Source organism: Streptomyces luteosporeus (assembly GCF_039532865.1).
Taxonomy (GTDB): Bacteria; Actinomycetota; Actinomycetes; order Streptomycetales; family Streptomycetaceae; genus Streptomyces; species Streptomyces luteosporeus.
In genome coordinates, this window is sequence record NZ_BAAASL010000007.1 from 147,419 (window position 1) to 162,875 (window position 15,457).

Below are 15,457 nucleotides of genomic sequence, written 5' to 3' on the forward strand. Positions count from 1 at the left end.
CGCGGGGTCCAGGTGGCAGGTCGCCTCGTCCAGCAGCGCCACGGGGGCCGGCGAGAGGTACGCGCGCACCAGCGCGACCAGTTGCCGCTCCCCCGCCGACAGCTCCCCCGGCACCACGGGGGCGTCCAGCCCGCCCAGCCGGCGCACCAGCGCCTGCGCGCCGATCGCCCGGACCGCGGCGGTGACCTCCGCCTGCGGCACCGCGTCCTCGCGCAGGTAGCCGAAGTTGGCGCCGAGGGTGCCGGAGAAGACGTACGCCTCCTGCGGGATCAGCACCCGGCGTGCGGGCGCCCCTGCGCTGCCGGCGGGCACGCCCGCCACCCGCACCTCGCCCGACCACGGCTGCAACAGGCCCGCCAGCAGCCCCGTCAGCGTGGACTTGCCGGCCCCGCTCGGACCGACCACCACCAGCCGGCCGCCGGCCGGCAGCGTCAGGTCCACCTCCCGCAGGACGGGGTCGGCGTGCGCGCCGTAGCCGAAGGTCACCCCGCGCAGCTCCAGTGCGGGTGCCGACGGGCTCGGGGGGACGGGCCGCCGCCCGTACCCGGGCTCCGGCGGCGCGGCGGCCAGCCGGCGCAGCACCACCAGGAACCGCGAACCGCTCGTGCCCAGGCCGTGCACCAGGCCCTGCAGAGCCGGCAGCAGGGACTGCGTCAGATATGTCAGGGCGCCGACCAGGGCGCCCGGCGAGACGCCGTGGCCCAGCAGCCAGGGGGCGGCGGCCAGCAGCGGTACGACGGGCAGCCGCCCCGCGACGGCCAGTGCCCCGGCGCGCGCCAGCGACCAGCGCGCCAGGGCGTCCGCCGTGCGCCGCCCCTGCTCGATGCGGGCGCCCGCGCCCTCGCGCACGACCTGCTCCGCGCCGGCGGCGGCGACGTCCCGCAGCCCGGCCACCAGCAGGCCGAGCTCCTTGGCCAGGGCCTCGTCGGCGGCCAGATACGCCTCCTGGCGGCGGGCGAGCGGACGCAGCGTCGCCACGAACAGGGCCAGGCCCAGCAGGAGCGGCGGTACGACGACCGCCAGCAGCACCGGCGCCAGCAGGAACAGACCGGCCAGGGCCCCGGCCGCGGTGAAGACGAACGACCGCGTCACCATCAGCAGGCCCGCGAAGGTGTCCCGGGCGATCTCCACCTGGTGGGTCAGGCGGGAGACGGCACCGCCGTCACCGTCGTACAGGGCGCGCGTGACGACGCGCCGCACGAGCGTGTCGCGCAGCGGCTCGACGAGGGCGGCGATGCCGCGGTACGTACGGGCGGTCCCGAAGGCGCCGACGACGACGGCGAGGGCGGCGACGGCGAGCCAGGCGAGGCCCGTGCGGGGCGCTCCCGCGAGGAACCCGGCGTCCAGGGCCCTGGCCAGGGCGTAGCCGGTGGCGAAGGTGTGCAGGGCCTCGACGGCCGACCAGGCGGCGAGGGCCGCGAGGGGGCGGCGGTGCCGTCGCGCGTACGCGAGCGCTGCCATGTGCGTGTCCTTTCCCCGGCCCCGCCCTTCCACCGTTCCCGAGGGGGCTGCGCCCCCTCGCACCCCCGCCCCCGGCCTACGGCCGGGGGAAGAGGTTCACGGGGGCTGCGCCCCCGCACCCCCACCGGGGGCTGCGCCCCCTGGACCCCCTCGCGGCGCGCCGGGGCTCACCCGCCGAACACCGCTCGGTACTCGCGCTCCCGGTGCCACAGGTCCTCGTGCGTGCCCACCGCGCGGATGCGGCCCTCGTGCAGCCAGGCGACGCGGTCGGCCCGGGCCGCCGTTGCCCTGCGGTGGGCTATCACCAGGCGGGTGGGGGCCGCCACCGTTCCGTCCAGCAGGGCCGCGCCCACGCGGCGTTCGGTCACCGAGTCGAGGCTCGACGTCGCGTCGTCCAGGACGAGCACCCGGCCTGCGTGGGCGAAGGCCCGGGCCAGGCCGAGGCGTTGGGCCTCGCCCCCGGACAGCGGCGCCTCGCCGCACCGCGTCGCGTACCCCGCCGGCAGCCGCCGTACGAAGTCGTCCGCGCACGCGGCCCGCGCGGCCGCGACGACCTCCGCCGGCGGGGGCGCGTGCGCCCCGAGGGCGATCGTGTCGCCGATCGTCTCCCCCAGCAGCGCCGGGCGCTCGAACGCGTACCCCACCGCCCGCCGCAGTTCGTCGTGGGCGAGCTCGCGCAGCGGGACGCCGTCCAGGGTGACGGTCCCGGCCGTGGGGTCGGTCAGGCGGCCGGCGACCGCCGCCAGCAGGGACTTGCCGGTGCCCGAGCGTCCGACGACGGCGGTGGTCGTGCCGCCGGGCACGTCCAGGTCGAGGTCCTGCAGCACCCGGCGTCCGCCGCGTTCGACGGCCACGCCGCGCAGGCGCAGCGTGCCCTCGCCGTCGGGGCGGCAGCGCCGCGTGCCGTACGGGAGGGGTTCGAGGGAGCGCACCTCGGAGATGCGTGCGGCCGCGGTGCGGCTGTGGACGAGGGCGTTGACGCGGCCCACGAGCGCACCGACTCCCGTGGCGAGCGCCGCGTACCGGGCCGCGGCGAGGACGTCGCCGACGCTGAGCGTGCCGCGCGCGAGGAGGAGTCCGGCGACGGCGAGGACGGCGATCTGCAGCAGGGGGACGAGGACGCCGGCCTGTGCGGTGGAGCGGCCCTGCACGCGCCACATGCGGTGGCCGTGCCGGGAGAGGCCGGCGAGCGGTTCGAGGATGCGGTCGCGTTCGCGGGCGGCGGTGCCGGCGGCGGCGATGGTCCGTACGCCGCCGGCGGCCTCCATGAGCCGGCCGGCGAGTTCGCCCTGGTCGCGCTGGTAGCCGGTGAGGGTGTCGGCGGAGGCGCGGGCGAAGGCCCGCAGCAGCAGCGCCAGCAGGGGTGCGCCGGCGAGGAAGACGAGGGCGAGGCGGTGGTCGATGAGGCCGAGCGCGACGATGCCGCCGAGCGGCCCGGCGACGGCGGGGAGGGTGCCGGCGAGGGAGGCGGGGGCGGCGCCGGCGTGGGCGGCGTTGCCGACGAGGCGGGTGACGAGGTCGCCGGCGGGGATGCGGGCGGTGGCGCGGGGGCCGGCCGCCAGGGTGTGGTCGAGGGCGTCGCGGCGCAGCCAGGCCGTGGTGCGCGAGGTGGTGGTGGCGGTGAGGAGGTCGCCGGCGGCGTCGAGGACGGCGCAGGCGGCGATGAGGGCGGCGCACAGCAGGACCCACCGCCCGGCGTCGTGGCGTGCGGCGAGCAGCAGGTCGAGGGCGTGGCCGAGGGCGGCCGGCAGGAGCAGGGCCGCGCCGGTGCTCGCGGTGGTGGCCGCGGCGAGGGCGAGGGTGCGGCCGGCGCTGTGCCGGACGGCGGCGCGCAGGGTGGCCGTGCCGGACATGCGGTTTCCTCCCGGAAAGGGTGGGTGGGCCCTCCTCGGGGGAGGGCCCACCAGGTGCGGTCACCCGCGGGCGTGGGTCACACGCACAGGACCACGCTGGCCGTGCTCCAGCACAGGAGCAGGCTCGCGTTGCTGCCGCCGCCGTGGCCGCCGTCGTGGGCCAGCTCGTCGGACTCCAGGCTCTGCAGGTCGAGGAGCGCCATGGTTCTTCCTTTCGTGGGGACGGAGTTGCGTGTGGGTCACGACTCCACCGCGTCCGTTGCGCGGTGGGGCCGGCTCTGGGGCCCCGGCAGGGGCAGGAAGGGCAGCCCGGCGGAGGGTTCGCCGTGGGCGGCCGCGAGGGCGAGCAGGATGCCCGCGCCTCCGGTGGCGAGGTCCATGGACAGCCGCATCATCTGGTGCCCGGGGAAGGCGAGTTCGCCGCGGTAGGGCATCGCGTACCAGTCCATGGCGGCCACTTGGGCGGCCAGGTCCGCGCGCGTCGCGCCGGGCGCGGTGGTGCGGGCGAGGTGCCAGACCATGCCGGCGCGGCCCTGGAGGAGCCCGGGCTGGGCGTAGAAGCGGGACCGGGCGGCGGTCAGGATGCGGTCGCGGGCCTCGCGGAGGTCCTCGTCGGCGTCGTCGGGGCGGTGGGCGAGGTAGTCGTCGAGCACCGCGCCAATGCCGACGCTGCCGTCGCCGAGGTAGGGCATGGTGCGCCAGCCCTCGTCGACGTCGAGGGAGCCGATGGGGGTGCGCACGCACGAGGCGAGGTCGGTGCGCAGGGCGGTGCCGGCGAGGTCGAGGAGGGCGGGGTCGCCGGTGCGCTCGTGCAGCCGCAGGAAGAGCAGGGCGGGGCCGGTGGCGCCGTGCAGGAGCCCGGCGCGGCGCCGGCCGGTGGCGGGTTCGGCGAGCTTGCGGGCGGCGGCGCGGGCCGCCTCGCGGGCGCAGGTCTCGAGGTGCGCGTCGCCGGTGGCGCCGGCGAGCTCGTCCAGGAGCAGGCCGATGCCGGCCAGGCCGCCGTGCAGGCCGGGGCCGAGCCGCTGCCACTGTTCGGCCAGGATCGCGCCGGCGAGGTCGTGGGCGCGTGCGGTGTGGCCGAGGCGGTGCAGGGCGAGGGCGGCGCCGGCGATGCCGTCGTACAGGCCGAGGGGGGTGCCGGGAGGTACGGGGTCGGTGTGCCGCAGCAGCCATTGTTCGCCGGCCTCGTGGCGGCCGGCGCCGGCCGCGGCGAGGGCGTAGAGCACTCCTGAGGCGCCGTGGGCCAGGCCCAGGCCGCCGCCGTCGCCGAACTGGGCGATGTCGCCGGGGTAGAGGCGGTCGTCGCGGCCGGGTGTGGCGGAGGCGAGGATCGCCCGCACGAGGGAGTCGCGGGCGGCGGGCCACTGCTGCGGCCCGGGCAGGCCGGCGTAGCGGGGCCGGGGGCCGGGGGCGTGGCGGGCGGGCGGCGTGCCGGTGATCTCGGCGACGGCCTCGTCGAGGAACTCCCGGGGTACGGGGAAGTGTGCGGCGATGGTGTCGGCGAGGTGGGCGGCCTTGCCGCGGTCGACGCTCAGCAGCGTGGTGATCGGCAGGAACAGCGCCAGGCGCAGGCAGGCCAGGGCGTAGCGGTCGACGGCGGTGCCGGTGCGGTCGGGCGGGGCGACGAAGCCGGGGTGGGCGACGACCTGGCGGCCGTGCTCGTCGGCCGGTGCCGCGGCCTCGAAGTCGATGAGGGTGACGCTCTGTTCGTCGGGGGCGACGAGGATGTTGAACATGTGCAGGTCGTTGAAGACCACGCCCCGCTCGTGCACCCGGGCGACGGCGTCCTCGACGGCCCGGTGGATGCGCAGGGCCCACGCGGTGTACGCGGTGAGGGCGGCCGGGTCGGTCTCGGGGGCGAGCAGCGGGTGGCGTTCGGCGAAGAAGGAGTTCAGGGGCCGGCCCTCGACGAAGTCCATGACGAGGAAGCGGTGGTCGCCGATGGTGAGCCAGTCGCGCAGGCCGGGGGCGACGCCGGTGCCGGCGAGGCTGCGCAGCGCGTCGCGTTCGCGTTCCAGGCGGGTGACGGCGTCGGCGCCGTCGGCGGCGAGCCCGGCGTGCGGGCGGCCCTCCTTGAGGACGACCGTGCTGCCGTCGCGGGTGTCGGTGCCGCGGTAGACGCCGCCGCCGTTGGAGAAGTGCAGGGCCTTCTCGATGCGGTAGGGCAGGTCGGTGACGGTGGTGGCGTTGCGGGCGGCGAGGTGGGGTGCCAGGAAGGCGGGCAGGGTGACCCACTCGGGCGTCTGGAAGGCGGGGTTGCGCAGGTCGGGCACGAGGGTGCCGGTGGGGTCCTCGACGGCGGGCACGAGGGCGCCGTGCGCGTCGGTGCAGTAGCGGCGGGCGAAGGCGCCGTAGCGCACGTACAGCGGTCCCTCGTGCCAGCGCAGGTCGGTCAGGATGTACGGGCCGGGCAGGCCGCCGAGGATCTCGTGCAGCTCGGTGAGGACGGTGTGCAGCTGCGCCTCGTCGGCCGGGTAGACGGTGACGAACTTCCCGCTGCCGTCGCGCGGTGCGTATTTGCTGTTGCGCAGGTGCAGCAGGTGGGGCGCGGGCACGAACTTGAACGGGATGCCGCGCGGGACGCAGTAGTCCCACACGACGGCCGCGGTCTTCTCGGCGCCCTCGGCGGTCGCCGAGACGTGGATCTTCCAGCCCTGCGGGGGCTGCCCGGAGGTGTCGGCGGGCGTGAGGTGGAGCCAGTCGCCGCTGCGGGCGCTGCGCCAGCCGGCGGGCACGGGCCGGCGGGCGGTCTCGTACGGGGCCGTGCGGGCGGCCGGTGTGCCGCTCGCGTCGGGGACGTCGTAGAACTCGCGGTCGGCCAGGCAGTAGACCTCGTACCGCTTCTCCATCGGCCCCCCTCTGCTGCCCTGCTGCGGACGGGAAGAGAGTTCCACCGTGGAAGGGGGCCGGGACAGTCACGCGTGTCATGAACATCCCGTGCAGAACGCACGCGTAAATATATGTCCGGACCAGGTCGAACACCCTGCGGGAGGCCCTCACTCGGGCGGCGGGAAGAGCACCTCCCCCGTGGCGTGCAGGCGGATGGTCACGGCCTCGGCGGGGCAGTTCTCGGCGGCCTCCCACACTTCCGCACGGGCGGCGGTCTCCTCCGTCACGGGGTGCGACTGCCGGGCCGCGTCCAGCCGGAAGGCGTCCGGCGCGGCCGCCGCGCACTGCCCGGAGCCCACGCACAGGCTCCGGTCGACGCTCACCCGCCAGCGCGCGCCCGCGCTCACCGGCCGTCCCCGGCGCCGTGCCCGCGGGGCAGGTGGATGGTCTTGTGCTCCAGGTACTCCGCGTACCCCTCGGGCCCGAACTCCCGGCCGAGGCCGGAGTCCTTGTAGCCGCCGAAGGGCCCGGTCATGTCGAGGCTGAAGGTGTTCACGGAGTACGTGCCGGTGCGCACCCGGCGGGCGATGGCGATGCCGCGCTCGACGTCGCGGGTCCACACGCTGCCGGAGAGCCCGTAGTCGGAGTCGTCGGCGATGCGCACGGCCTCCTCCTCGTCGTCGTAGGGCAGCAGGCACACGACCGGGCCGAAGATCTCCTCGCGGGCCACGCGCATGGCGTTGTGGACGTCGCCGAGGAGGGTGGGCTCCACGTACCAGCCGGTGCTCCGCCCGCCGGGGCGGCCGCCGCCGGCCAGGACGGTGGCGCCCTCGCGGCGGCCGAGCGCGATGTACTCCAGCGAGCGGTCGCGCTGGCGCCGGGCGACCAGCGGGCCGACCTCGGTGGCGGGGTCGAGCGGGTCGCCGACGACGAGCGCGTCCGCCGCGGCCGCCAGGCGCTCGGCGACCTCGGCGTAGTGGGAGCGCGGGGCGAGCACCCGGGTCTGGGCGACGCACGCCTGGCCGTTGTTCATCCAGGCGGCGGGGACGATGCCGGCGACGGCGGTGTCGAGGTCGGCGTCGGGCAGCACGATCGCGGCGGACTTGCCGCCGAGTTCGAGCGTGACGCGGGTCAGGTGGCGGGCGGCGACCTCCATGACCCGCTTGCCGGCCGCGACCGAGCCGGTGAAGGAGACCTTGTCGACGCCGGGGTGGCCGACGAGGTACTCGCCCGTCTCCCGGCCGGCGGGCAGGATCGACAGCACCCCCTCGGGCAGGCCGGCGCCGGCGGCGACGTCGGCGAGCACGTACGCGTCCAGCGGGGTCTCCGGTGCGGGCTTGAGCACCACCGAGCAGCCGGCCAGCAGGGCGGGCGCGAGCTTGGCGGCCGCCACGAACTGCGGCACGTTCCAGGGCGCGACGGCCGCCACGACGCCGACCGGCTCCCGGCGCACGAGCAGCGGCCCGAGGACGCCGGCGCGGCGCTCCTCGTACGGGAAGTCGCGGGCGGTGGTGATCGCCGCGTCCCAGACCATGACGGCGCCGAGGGCCTGGGCGAGGACGCTCCAGGAGTAGGGGGAGCCGTTCTGGGCGGAGATCAGCCGGGCGATCTCCTCGTGCCGGGCGGCGATGCCGTCCTTGATGCGGGTGACGACCTCGATGCGCTCGGCGAGCGGCAGGGTGGACCACACGCCGGAGTCGAAGGCCCGCCGGGCCGCGTCGACCGCCCGGTCCACGTCGGCGTGCGAGGCGTGGGGGACGCGGCCGATGACGGCCTCGGTGTGCGGCGAGCGGACCTCGATGACGGCCGCCTCCCGGCCGCGCGGGGCGGGGGCCGGGTCGGTGAGAGTGCCGCCGATGAAGAGCTGTCCGTGCTCGACGATGTCGGCCATCGCGCTCGCCTCCCGGAGCTTTGCGTCCATATTCCTGACGGGTCATCAGCTGTGCGTCTCTGTGCTGATAGCAGCTGCCGGGGGACGGGGCAATGGAGGCGCCGGAGGGCCGGGGCGGCAACCGGGGCGGCAAAGGGGGGCGAATATGTCGATATCAGTGCCCGGTAAGGGGCCGGATAGAGTGGTCGTCCCCTACCGGAAGCGCCGCCACCCGGCCGACTGAACAGACCGAGAGGCACCACCATGGCCCCCTCCCCCGCCGCCCGCGTGCGCCGCGCCGCCGCGACCCTGGCCACCGCCGCCGTCCTGAGCGCGCTGGCGGCCCCCGCGGCCCTGGCCGACGGCGGCTCCCCCGCCCCGGCGGCGCCCGCCCCGGTGGCCCCCGGCCTCTTCGGCACCGGCGACCCCCAGTACGACGGCGTCTTCCGGCAGTCGCTCGCCCTCCTCGCCCAGCAGGCCACCGGCGTGACCCCGGCCCCGCAGGCCGTGCGGTGGCTCGCCGGCCAGCAGTGCGCCGACGGCGGCTTCGCCGCGTACCGCGCCGACACCGGCCGGGCGTGCGACGCCAAGGCCGGCGAGTTCACCGACGCCACCGCCACCGCCGTCCAGGCCCTCGCGGCCACCGGCGGCAACGAGCAGGCCGTGGCCAAGGCCATGACCTGGCTCACCGCCCACCAGAACGAGGACGGCGGCTGGGGCATGGCCCCCGGCAACCCCACCGACGCCAACTCCACCTCCAGCGCCATCGGCGCGCTCGCCGCCACCGGCAAGGATGTCGCCAAGGCGACGGCCAAGAGCGGCAGGAGCCCCTACGACGCGCTCCTCGCCCTGCAGGCCGGCTGCGACAAGAACGAGGACGAGCGCGGCACCTTCGCGCCCAACGACCTCGCCTCCGCCGCGGCCGCCCTCGGCATGCTCGGCAAGGGCTACCTCGCGGGCTCCCCCGCCAAGGACACCAAGGACGCCAAGCCGGCCGACAAGCCCCTCAAGCCGCTGGAGTGCGCCGACGGCGATGCCTCCGCCAAGCCCCAGGACGCGCCGGCCGCCGCCGAGGCCGTCGCCGCGTACCTGGCGAAGAAGACGGACGCCAACGGCGGCTACCTGAAGTCCGCCATGCCCGGCGCCCCCGAGGGCCCGGACCTGGGCACCACCGCCGACGCCGCCCTCGCCCTGGCCGCCGGCGGCCACCGCGCGGCGGCCGGCAAGCCCCTGACGTGGCTGCAGTCCGCCGACGCCAAGGCCGCCGAGTGGGCCAAGGGCAACCCCGGCCGCCTCGCCAAGCTCGTCCTCGCCGCGCACGCCGCCGGCGCCGACCCGCGCGCCTTCGGCGGCACCGACCTGGTCGCCGCCCTGAACGAGACCGGCCCCAAGCAGCAGCCCACCGGGTCGGCCACGCCGGAGAAGAAGGACGAGAAGAAGAAGGACTCCGGCAAGGGCGCGGGCGTCTGGTGGATCGTCGCCGTCTTCTTCCTCGCCAGCACCGGCGTCGGCTTCCTCATCAGCGGCCGCCGGAAGAAGAACCAGCCGTGACCGGCCGCAGCACCGGAGCCCTGTGCGCGGCGCTGCTCGCCGGCGTGCTCGCCCTGCTCGGCGCGGCGCCCGCGCACGCGGACGGCTACCGCTACTGGTCCTTCTGGCAGGCGGGCGGCGACCGGTGGACGTACGCCACGCAGGGGCCGGCCACCGCCCGGCCCGCGGACGGCAGCGTCGTCGGCTTCCGCTTCGCCGTCAGCAAGGACTCCTCCGACGCCGCCAAGCCGCGCACCGCGCCCGCCTTCGGGCCGGTGTGCGACGCCACGCCGGCGCGCGAGGACAGCAAGCGCATCGCCGTCGTCCTCGACTTCGGCACGGCCGCCGACGCGGCGAACGCCGCCGAGCCCCCGGCGGCCCGCAGCGCCTGCGCCCAGGTGAAGCAGGACGCCAGCGCCGCCGACGCGCTGGCGGCGGTCGCACCGCCGCTGCGTTACGACTCCAACGCCCTGCTGTGCGCCATCGCCGGCTACCCGAAGACCGGCTGCGGCGAGAAGGTCGCCGACGCGCCGAAGGCCACCGCGACGCCCGCCGCCGAACAGCAGCGGGACGACGACGGCGGCCCCTCCGCCGGCCTGATCGCGGGCATCGCCGCCGTCGTCGTCCTCGGCGGCGCCGCGGCCTGGCAGGCACGGCGGCGTCGCAACGGATGACGCGCGTGAACGACCGCGCGTGCGCACTGCACCCGGGCGCGTGGTGGGTATGGGCACTGGGCCTGGCCACCGCGGCCTCGCGCACGACGAACCCGCTGCTGCTCGGCCTGCTCGCCGCCGTCGCCGGCTACGTCGTCGCGGTGCGGCGCACCGACGCCCCCTGGGCCCGCTCCTACGGGGCGTTCCTGCGGATCGGGCTCGCCGTCGTCGCCATCCGGCTCGTCTTCGCCGTCGTGCTCGGCTCACCCATCCCGGGCACGCACACCGTCCTCACCCTGCCCGAGGTGCCCCTGCCGCACTGGGCGCGCGGGGTGCGCCTGGGCGGCCGGGTGACCGCCGAGGCCCTGCTCTTCGCGCTGTACGACGGGCTGAAACTCGCCACCCTCCTGGTCTGCGTGGGCGCCGCCAACGCCCTCGCCAGCCCGGCCCGGCTGCTCAAGTCCCTGCCGGGCGCGCTGTACGAGGCGGGCATGGCCGTGGTCGTCGCCATGACCTTCGCCCCCCATCTCGTCGCCGACGTCCGCCGGCTGCGCGCGGCCCGGCGGCTGCGCGGCCGGCCCGACCGCGGCCTGAAGGCCCTGCTGCAGGTCGGCCTGCCCGTACTGGAGGGCGCGCTGGAGAGGTCCGTGGCCCTGGCCGCGGCGATGGACGCCCGCGGCTACGGCCGCACGGCGCACGTGCCGCGCGCGGTACGGCACACCACCACCGCCCTCACCCTCGGCGGCCTGCTCGCCGTCTGCGCCGGAACGTACGGCCTGCTGGCCGACGCGGGAGCGGCGTACGGGGCGCCCGTGCTGGCGACGGGCGTCCTGCTGGCCCTCGCGGGCCTGTGGCTCGGCGGACGCCGGACGCTGCGCACCCGCTACCGGCCGGACCGATGGGGGGCGCGGGCCTGGCTCGTCGCGGGGTCGGGTGCGGCAGTGGCGGCGCTGACGATCTGGGCGGCGGCGCGCGAACCGGCGACGGCCCTGCACCCGCCGGCGTTCCCCCTGACGGCGCCGACGCTGCCGCTGTGGCCGGCGGCGGGCGTGCTGGTGGGGCTGCTGCCGGCGTGGGTGACCCCAGTCCCGCCCTTCCACCGTTCCCGAGAGGGGCTGCGCCCCCTCGCACCCCCCAGGACCGCGCTCCGCGCGGTGTCCTCAAACGCCGGACGGGCTGAAAGCCCGTCCGCGCGTCGCGACAAGGAGCCGCATACGTGATCCGGTTCGAGAACGTCTCGGTCTCCTACGCCGGCGCGAGCCGCCCCGTCCTCGCCGGTGTCGACCTCACCGTCCCCGAAGGGGAGTTGTGCCTGCTCGTCGGCCCGTCCGGCGTCGGCAAGTCGACCCTCCTCGGCACGGTCAGCGGTCTCGTCCCGCACTTCAGCGGCGGCACCCTGCACGGCAGGGTGACCGTCGCGGGCCGCGACACCCGTACGCACCGTCCGCGCGATCTCGCCGACGTCGTCGGCACCGTGGGCCAGGATCCGCTGGCGCACTTCGTGACCGACACCGTCGAGGACGAGCTCGCGTACGGCATGGAGTCCCTCGGCGTCCCGCCGGCCACCATGCGCCGACGGGTCGAGGAGACCCTCGACCTGCTGGGGCTGGCGGCCCTGCGGGACCGGCCGATCGCCGAGCTCTCCGGCGGGCAGCAGCAGCGCGTGGCGATCGGCTCGGTCCTGACCACGCACCCCGAGGTGCTGGTGCTGGACGAGCCGACGTCCGCCCTGGACCCGGCCGCGGCCGAGGAGGTGCTGGCCGTCCTGCAGCGCCTCGTCCACGACCTGGGCACCACCGTGCTGCTGGCCGAGCACCGGCTGGAGCGGGTCGTGCAGTACGCGGACCGCGTGATCCTGCTGCCCGGTCCGGGGCGGCCCGCGGTGGCCGGTACTCCGGCGGAGGTCATGGCGGTCTCGCCCGTCCGGCCCCCGGTGGTCGCGCTGGGCCGGCTCGCGGGCTGGTCGCCGGTGCCGTTGACGGTGCGCGACGCCCGCCGCCGGGCGGGCGGTCTGCGCGAGCGCCTGGCCCCGTACGCCCCGGCCGTGACCGCGCAGGACGCCCCGCGGCCCCTGCCCCGCCCCCGCCGCCCATGGCGGAGGAAGGGCCGGCCGGCCGAGGCGGCGGCGCCGGCCGCGCAGCTGACGGACGTGGCCGTGCGCCGGGGCCGCGTGCCGGCCCTGCGGCAGGTGGCGCTGTCGGTGGGCGCCGGGGAGACGGTGGCGCTGATGGGCCGCAACGGCGCCGGCAAGTCCACGCTCCTGCGCACGCTGGCCGGCCTGCACGAGCCGCAGCGCGGCACGGTGCGGGTCGGGGGCGCGGACCCGCGCCGCGTGGCCGCGCGCGAGGTGTTGCGGCACGTCGGTCTCGTACCGCAGGACCCGCGCGACCTGTTGTACGCGGACACGGTGGCCGCGGAGTGCGCGGCCGCCGACCAGGACGCGGGGGCGGAGCCGGGCACGTGCCGGGCCCTGGTCTCGGAGCTGCTGCCGGAGGTGGCCGACGACGCGCATCCGCGCGACCTGTCCGAGGGGCAGCGGCTGGCGCTGGTGCTGGCGGTGGTGCTCACGGCCGGGCCGCCGCTGCTGCTCCTGGACGAGCCGACGCGCGGCCTGGACTACGCGGCCAAGGCCCGTCTGGTCGACCACCTGCGTTCTCTGGCCGCGGCCGGCCACGCCATCGTGCTGGCCACGCACGACGTGGAGCTGGCCGCCGAGGTGGCGCACCGGGTGGTGGTCCTGGCGGAGGGCGAGGTGGTGGCCGACGGGCCGACGGCGCAGGTCGTGGTCTCGTCGCCGGCGTTCGCCCCGCAGGTCGCGAAGATCCTGGCGCCCCAGCCGTGGCTGACGGTGACGCAGGTGGAGAAGGCCCTGCGGAAGGAGGCGTCGTGACCCGTCCCGTCCGGCTCGGCCCCCGGTCGGTCGCCGCTCTGGTCCTCGTCACCGTCATCGGTGTGGCCGCCTTCGGCTGGCCGCTGCTCGCCGCGCCCGGCTCGGGGCTGGCCCATTCCGGCGATGCGCCCTGGCTGTTCGCCGGTCTGCTGCCGCTGCTGCTGGCCGTGGTGGTGGCGACGGTCGCCGACACCGGGCTGCAGGCGAAGGCGGTGGCGATGCTGGGGGTGCTGGCGGCGGCGGGTGCCGCGCTGCGCCCGCTGGGCGCGGGCACGGCGGGCATCGAGCCGATGTTCTTCCTGATGGTGCTCTCGGGCCGGGTCCTGGGGCCGGGCTTCGGGTTCGTGCTGGGTTCGGTGTCGATGTTCGCCTCGGCCCTGCTGACCGGCGGGGTGGGGCCGTGGTTGCCGTTCCAGATGCTGGCCATGGGCTGGGTGGCCATGGGCGCGGGGCTGCTGCCGGGGGCGGAGCGGTGGCGCGGCCGCCGGGAGACGGTGCTGCTGGCGGCGTACGGCGCGGTGGCGTCGGTGGCCTACGGCACGGTGATGAACCTCCAGGGCTGGCCGTACATCGGCTCGCTGGCCTCGGGGATCTCCTTCGTGCCGGGTGATCCGCTGCCGGACAACCTGGCCCGTTTCGCCGCCTACTGCCTGTCGACCTCCCTGGGCTGGGACCTGCCGCGGGCCGTGGTGACGGTGGTGGCCACGCTCACGGTGGGGCCGGCGGTGCTGCGGGCGCTGCGCCGGGCGACGCGGCGGGCGGCGTTCGATGCGCCGGTGGCGTTCGCGAAAGGCCCCGTCCCGGGTTCCCGTCACAGCCGCTGAATGATCGTCGCCGCGGCCTGGGCCCCGCCCGCGCACATGGTGACGAGGGCGAATTCGCCGTCGCGGCGTTCGAGTTCGTGCAGGGCGGTGGTGATCAGGCGGGCGCCGGTGGCGCCGACGGGGTGGCCGAGGGCGATGGCGCCGCCGTTGACGTTGACCTTCTCCAGGTCCTGGTCGAAGACCTGGGCCCAGGAGAGCACCACGGAGGCGAAGGCCTCGTTGATCTCGACGAGGTCGATGTCGCGCAGCGACATCCCGGCCCTGCCGAGCACGGCCCGGGTGGCGTCGACGGGGCCGTCGAGGTGGAAGTGCGGGTCGGCGCCGACGAGGGCCTGGGCGACGATGCGGGCGCGGGGGCGCAGCCGCAGGGCGCGGGCCATGCGCTTGGAGGCCCACATCAGGGCGGCGGCGCCGTCGGATATCTGCGAGGAGTTGCCTGCGGTGTGCACGGCGGTGGGCATGACGGGCTTGAGGCCGGCGAGGGCCTCCGGGGTGGTGTCGCGTAATCCCTCGTCGCGGTCGACCGAGCGCCACATGCCGCCTCCGGCGAGCTGTTCCTCCTCGGTGGTGGGCACCTGGACGGCGAAGGTCTCGCGCTTGAAGCGCTCCTCGGCCCAGGCGCGGGCGGCCCGCTGCTGGGAGAGCAGGCCGAGGGCGTCGACGCGTTCGCGGGTCAGGCCGCGCCGGCGGGCGATGCGTTCGGCGGCCTCGAACTGGTTGGGCAGGTCGACGTTCCACTCGTCGGGGAAGGGCTTGCCCGGTCCGTTCTTGGAGCCGCTGCCGAGCGGCACGCGGGACATGGCCTCCACGCCGCAGGCGATGCCGACGTCGATGACCCCGGTCGCGATCATGTTGGCGACGAGGTGGTTGGCCTGCTGGGAGGAGGCGCACTGGGCGTCGACGGTGGTGGCGGCGGTCTCGTAGGGCAGGCCCATGGCGAGCCAGGCGGTGCGGGCGGGGTTCATGGCCTGTTCCCCGGCGTGGGTGACGGTGCCGCCGACGATCTGCTCGACGCAGTCGGGCTGGATGCCGGTGCGGGCGAGCACCTCGCGGTAGGTCTCGCCCAGCAGGTAGGCGGGGTGGAGGTTGGCGAGCGTGCCTCCGCGCTTGCCGATCGGGGTGCGTACGGCTTCGACGATGACGGGTTCGGCGGCCATTGGCTCGTTCGCTCCTTAAGCGTCGCGGGGCGTCCCGGCGCCCCGGCGCCCCGAAAGGGGCGCGGGGCCCTGTCAGATCTGCGGCTCCGCCGCGCGGGCGCGACAAGCCACGACGCGCCCGCGGATGAAGTGCTGTGCTCCGGCCGCAGGCCGTCGGTGGCCGATCGCGCCCACGCGGCGGCAGCCGCAGATCGACACTGCCCCGCGCCCCTTGCGGGGCGCTACGTGATCCGCCGGACGGGCCCTGGTTCCGCCTGGCAGTCTTACGAGCCCCATCGCCCGGCACAAGGGGTGCGCAGGCCGCTCCGGCAAGGGAACGCGCCATCGCCCTTGCCGTCGCGGGCCGGTCTCACTACCGTCGGACGACAGGCTTCTGACGGTGCGTCAGGC

Annotated in this window: 11 protein-coding genes and 1 pseudogene; 5 read left to right on the top strand and 7 right to left on the bottom strand. The window is 76.5% G+C overall.

Annotated elements, in window-relative coordinates; genetic code table 11:
• Positions 1-30: 30 nt before the first annotated feature.
• The 6 genes and pseudogenes from ABD361_RS10895 to ABD361_RS10920 all read right to left on the bottom strand — a co-directional run.
• Positions 31-1,461 (bottom strand): annotated as a pseudogene (locus ABD361_RS10895) (ATP-binding cassette domain-containing protein); the annotation flags it as partial.
• Positions 1,462-1,628: 167 nt separating this feature from the next.
• Positions 1,629-3,314 carry an ABC transporter transmembrane domain-containing protein gene (locus tag ABD361_RS10900; protein WP_344434758.1) on the bottom strand — a complete coding sequence of 562 codons (1,686 nt, stop codon included), beginning with the start codon at positions 3,312-3,314 and terminating at the stop codon, positions 1,629-1,631.
• A gap of 77 nt (positions 3,315-3,391) precedes the next feature.
• On the bottom strand, positions 3,392-3,517 hold the full coding sequence (locus ABD361_RS10905; protein ID WP_344434760.1) for a SapB/AmfS family lanthipeptide: 126 nt from the start codon (positions 3,515-3,517) through the stop codon (positions 3,392-3,394).
• A gap of 36 nt (positions 3,518-3,553) precedes the next feature.
• Entirely contained in the window at positions 3,554-6,163 is a 2,610-nt protein-coding gene (gene lanKC / locus ABD361_RS10910; RefSeq protein WP_344434761.1) for a class III lanthionine synthetase LanKC, read from the bottom strand.
• 147 nt (positions 6,164-6,310) lie between these two features.
• Positions 6,311-6,550: a ferredoxin gene (locus ABD361_RS10915; protein ID WP_344434762.1), complete on the bottom strand. Its 240-nt coding sequence runs from the start codon at positions 6,548-6,550 to the stop codon at positions 6,311-6,313.
• Entirely contained in the window at positions 6,547-8,034 is a 1,488-nt protein-coding gene (locus tag ABD361_RS10920) for an aldehyde dehydrogenase (protein WP_344434964.1), read from the bottom strand. The genes ABD361_RS10915 and ABD361_RS10920 overlap by 4 nt, the downstream gene beginning before the upstream one ends.
• 243 nt (positions 8,035-8,277) lie before the next feature.
• Here ABD361_RS10920 and ABD361_RS10925 point away from each other — a divergent pair, with 243 nt between their 5' ends.
• The 5 genes from ABD361_RS10925 to ABD361_RS10945 are packed head-to-tail and all read left to right on the top strand — an operon-like array spanning position 8,278 to position 13,910.
• Complete coding sequence (locus tag ABD361_RS10925; RefSeq protein WP_344434763.1) at positions 8,278-9,564, top strand: SCO2321 family membrane protein; 1,287 nt, start codon at positions 8,278-8,280, stop codon at positions 9,562-9,564.
• Positions 9,561-10,217 (top strand): SCO2322 family protein, encoded by a 657-nt coding sequence (locus tag ABD361_RS10930; protein WP_344434764.1) that lies wholly within the window; start codon positions 9,561-9,563, stop codon positions 10,215-10,217. Before ABD361_RS10925 ends, ABD361_RS10930 begins: the two co-directional genes overlap by 4 nt.
• Positions 10,214-11,416, top strand: coding sequence for a CbiQ family ECF transporter T component (locus ABD361_RS10935; protein ID WP_344434765.1), 1,203 nt, complete (start codon positions 10,214-10,216; stop codon positions 11,414-11,416). Before ABD361_RS10930 ends, ABD361_RS10935 begins: the two co-directional genes overlap by 4 nt.
• On the top strand, positions 11,413-13,086 hold the full coding sequence (locus ABD361_RS10940) for an ABC transporter ATP-binding protein (RefSeq protein WP_344434766.1): 1,674 nt from the start codon (positions 11,413-11,415) through the stop codon (positions 13,084-13,086). The genes ABD361_RS10935 and ABD361_RS10940 overlap by 4 nt, the downstream gene beginning before the upstream one ends.
• Positions 13,083-13,910, top strand: coding sequence for an ECF transporter S component (locus ABD361_RS10945; RefSeq protein WP_425583192.1), 828 nt, complete (start codon positions 13,083-13,085; stop codon positions 13,908-13,910). Before ABD361_RS10940 ends, ABD361_RS10945 begins: the two co-directional genes overlap by 4 nt.
• Here the strand turns inward: ABD361_RS10945 and ABD361_RS10950 are convergent.
• Positions 13,898-15,067, bottom strand: a complete 1,170-nt coding sequence (locus tag ABD361_RS10950) for a steroid 3-ketoacyl-CoA thiolase (RefSeq protein ID WP_344434768.1) — start codon at positions 15,065-15,067, stop codon at positions 13,898-13,900. The two genes, ABD361_RS10945 and ABD361_RS10950, sit on opposite strands and share 13 nt — an antisense overlap.
• Positions 15,068-15,457 lie beyond the last annotated feature (390 nt).

Excerpts from the sequence above, each read along its gene's own strand:
- ABD361_RS10950 (WP_344434768.1), bottom strand. The coding sequence starts at position 15,067 with ATGGCCGCCGAACCCGTCATCGTCGAAGCCGTACGCACCCCGATCGGC.
- lanKC (WP_344434761.1), bottom strand. The coding sequence starts at position 6,163 with ATGGAGAAGCGGTACGAGGTCTACTGCCTGGCCGACCGCGAGTTCTAC.
- ABD361_RS10905 (WP_344434760.1), bottom strand. The coding sequence starts at position 3,517 with ATGGCGCTCCTCGACCTGCAGAGCCTGGAGTCCGACGAGCTGGCCCAC.
- ABD361_RS10920 (WP_344434964.1), bottom strand. The coding sequence starts at position 8,034 with ATGGCCGACATCGTCGAGCACGGACAGCTCTTCATCGGCGGCACTCTC.
- ABD361_RS10900 (WP_344434758.1), bottom strand. The coding sequence starts at position 3,314 with ATGTCCGGCACGGCCACCCTGCGCGCCGCCGTCCGGCACAGCGCCGGC.
- ABD361_RS10935 (WP_344434765.1), top strand. The coding sequence starts at position 10,214 with ATGACGCGCGTGAACGACCGCGCGTGCGCACTGCACCCGGGCGCGTGG.
- ABD361_RS10925 (WP_344434763.1), top strand. The coding sequence starts at position 8,278 with ATGGCCCCCTCCCCCGCCGCCCGCGTGCGCCGCGCCGCCGCGACCCTG.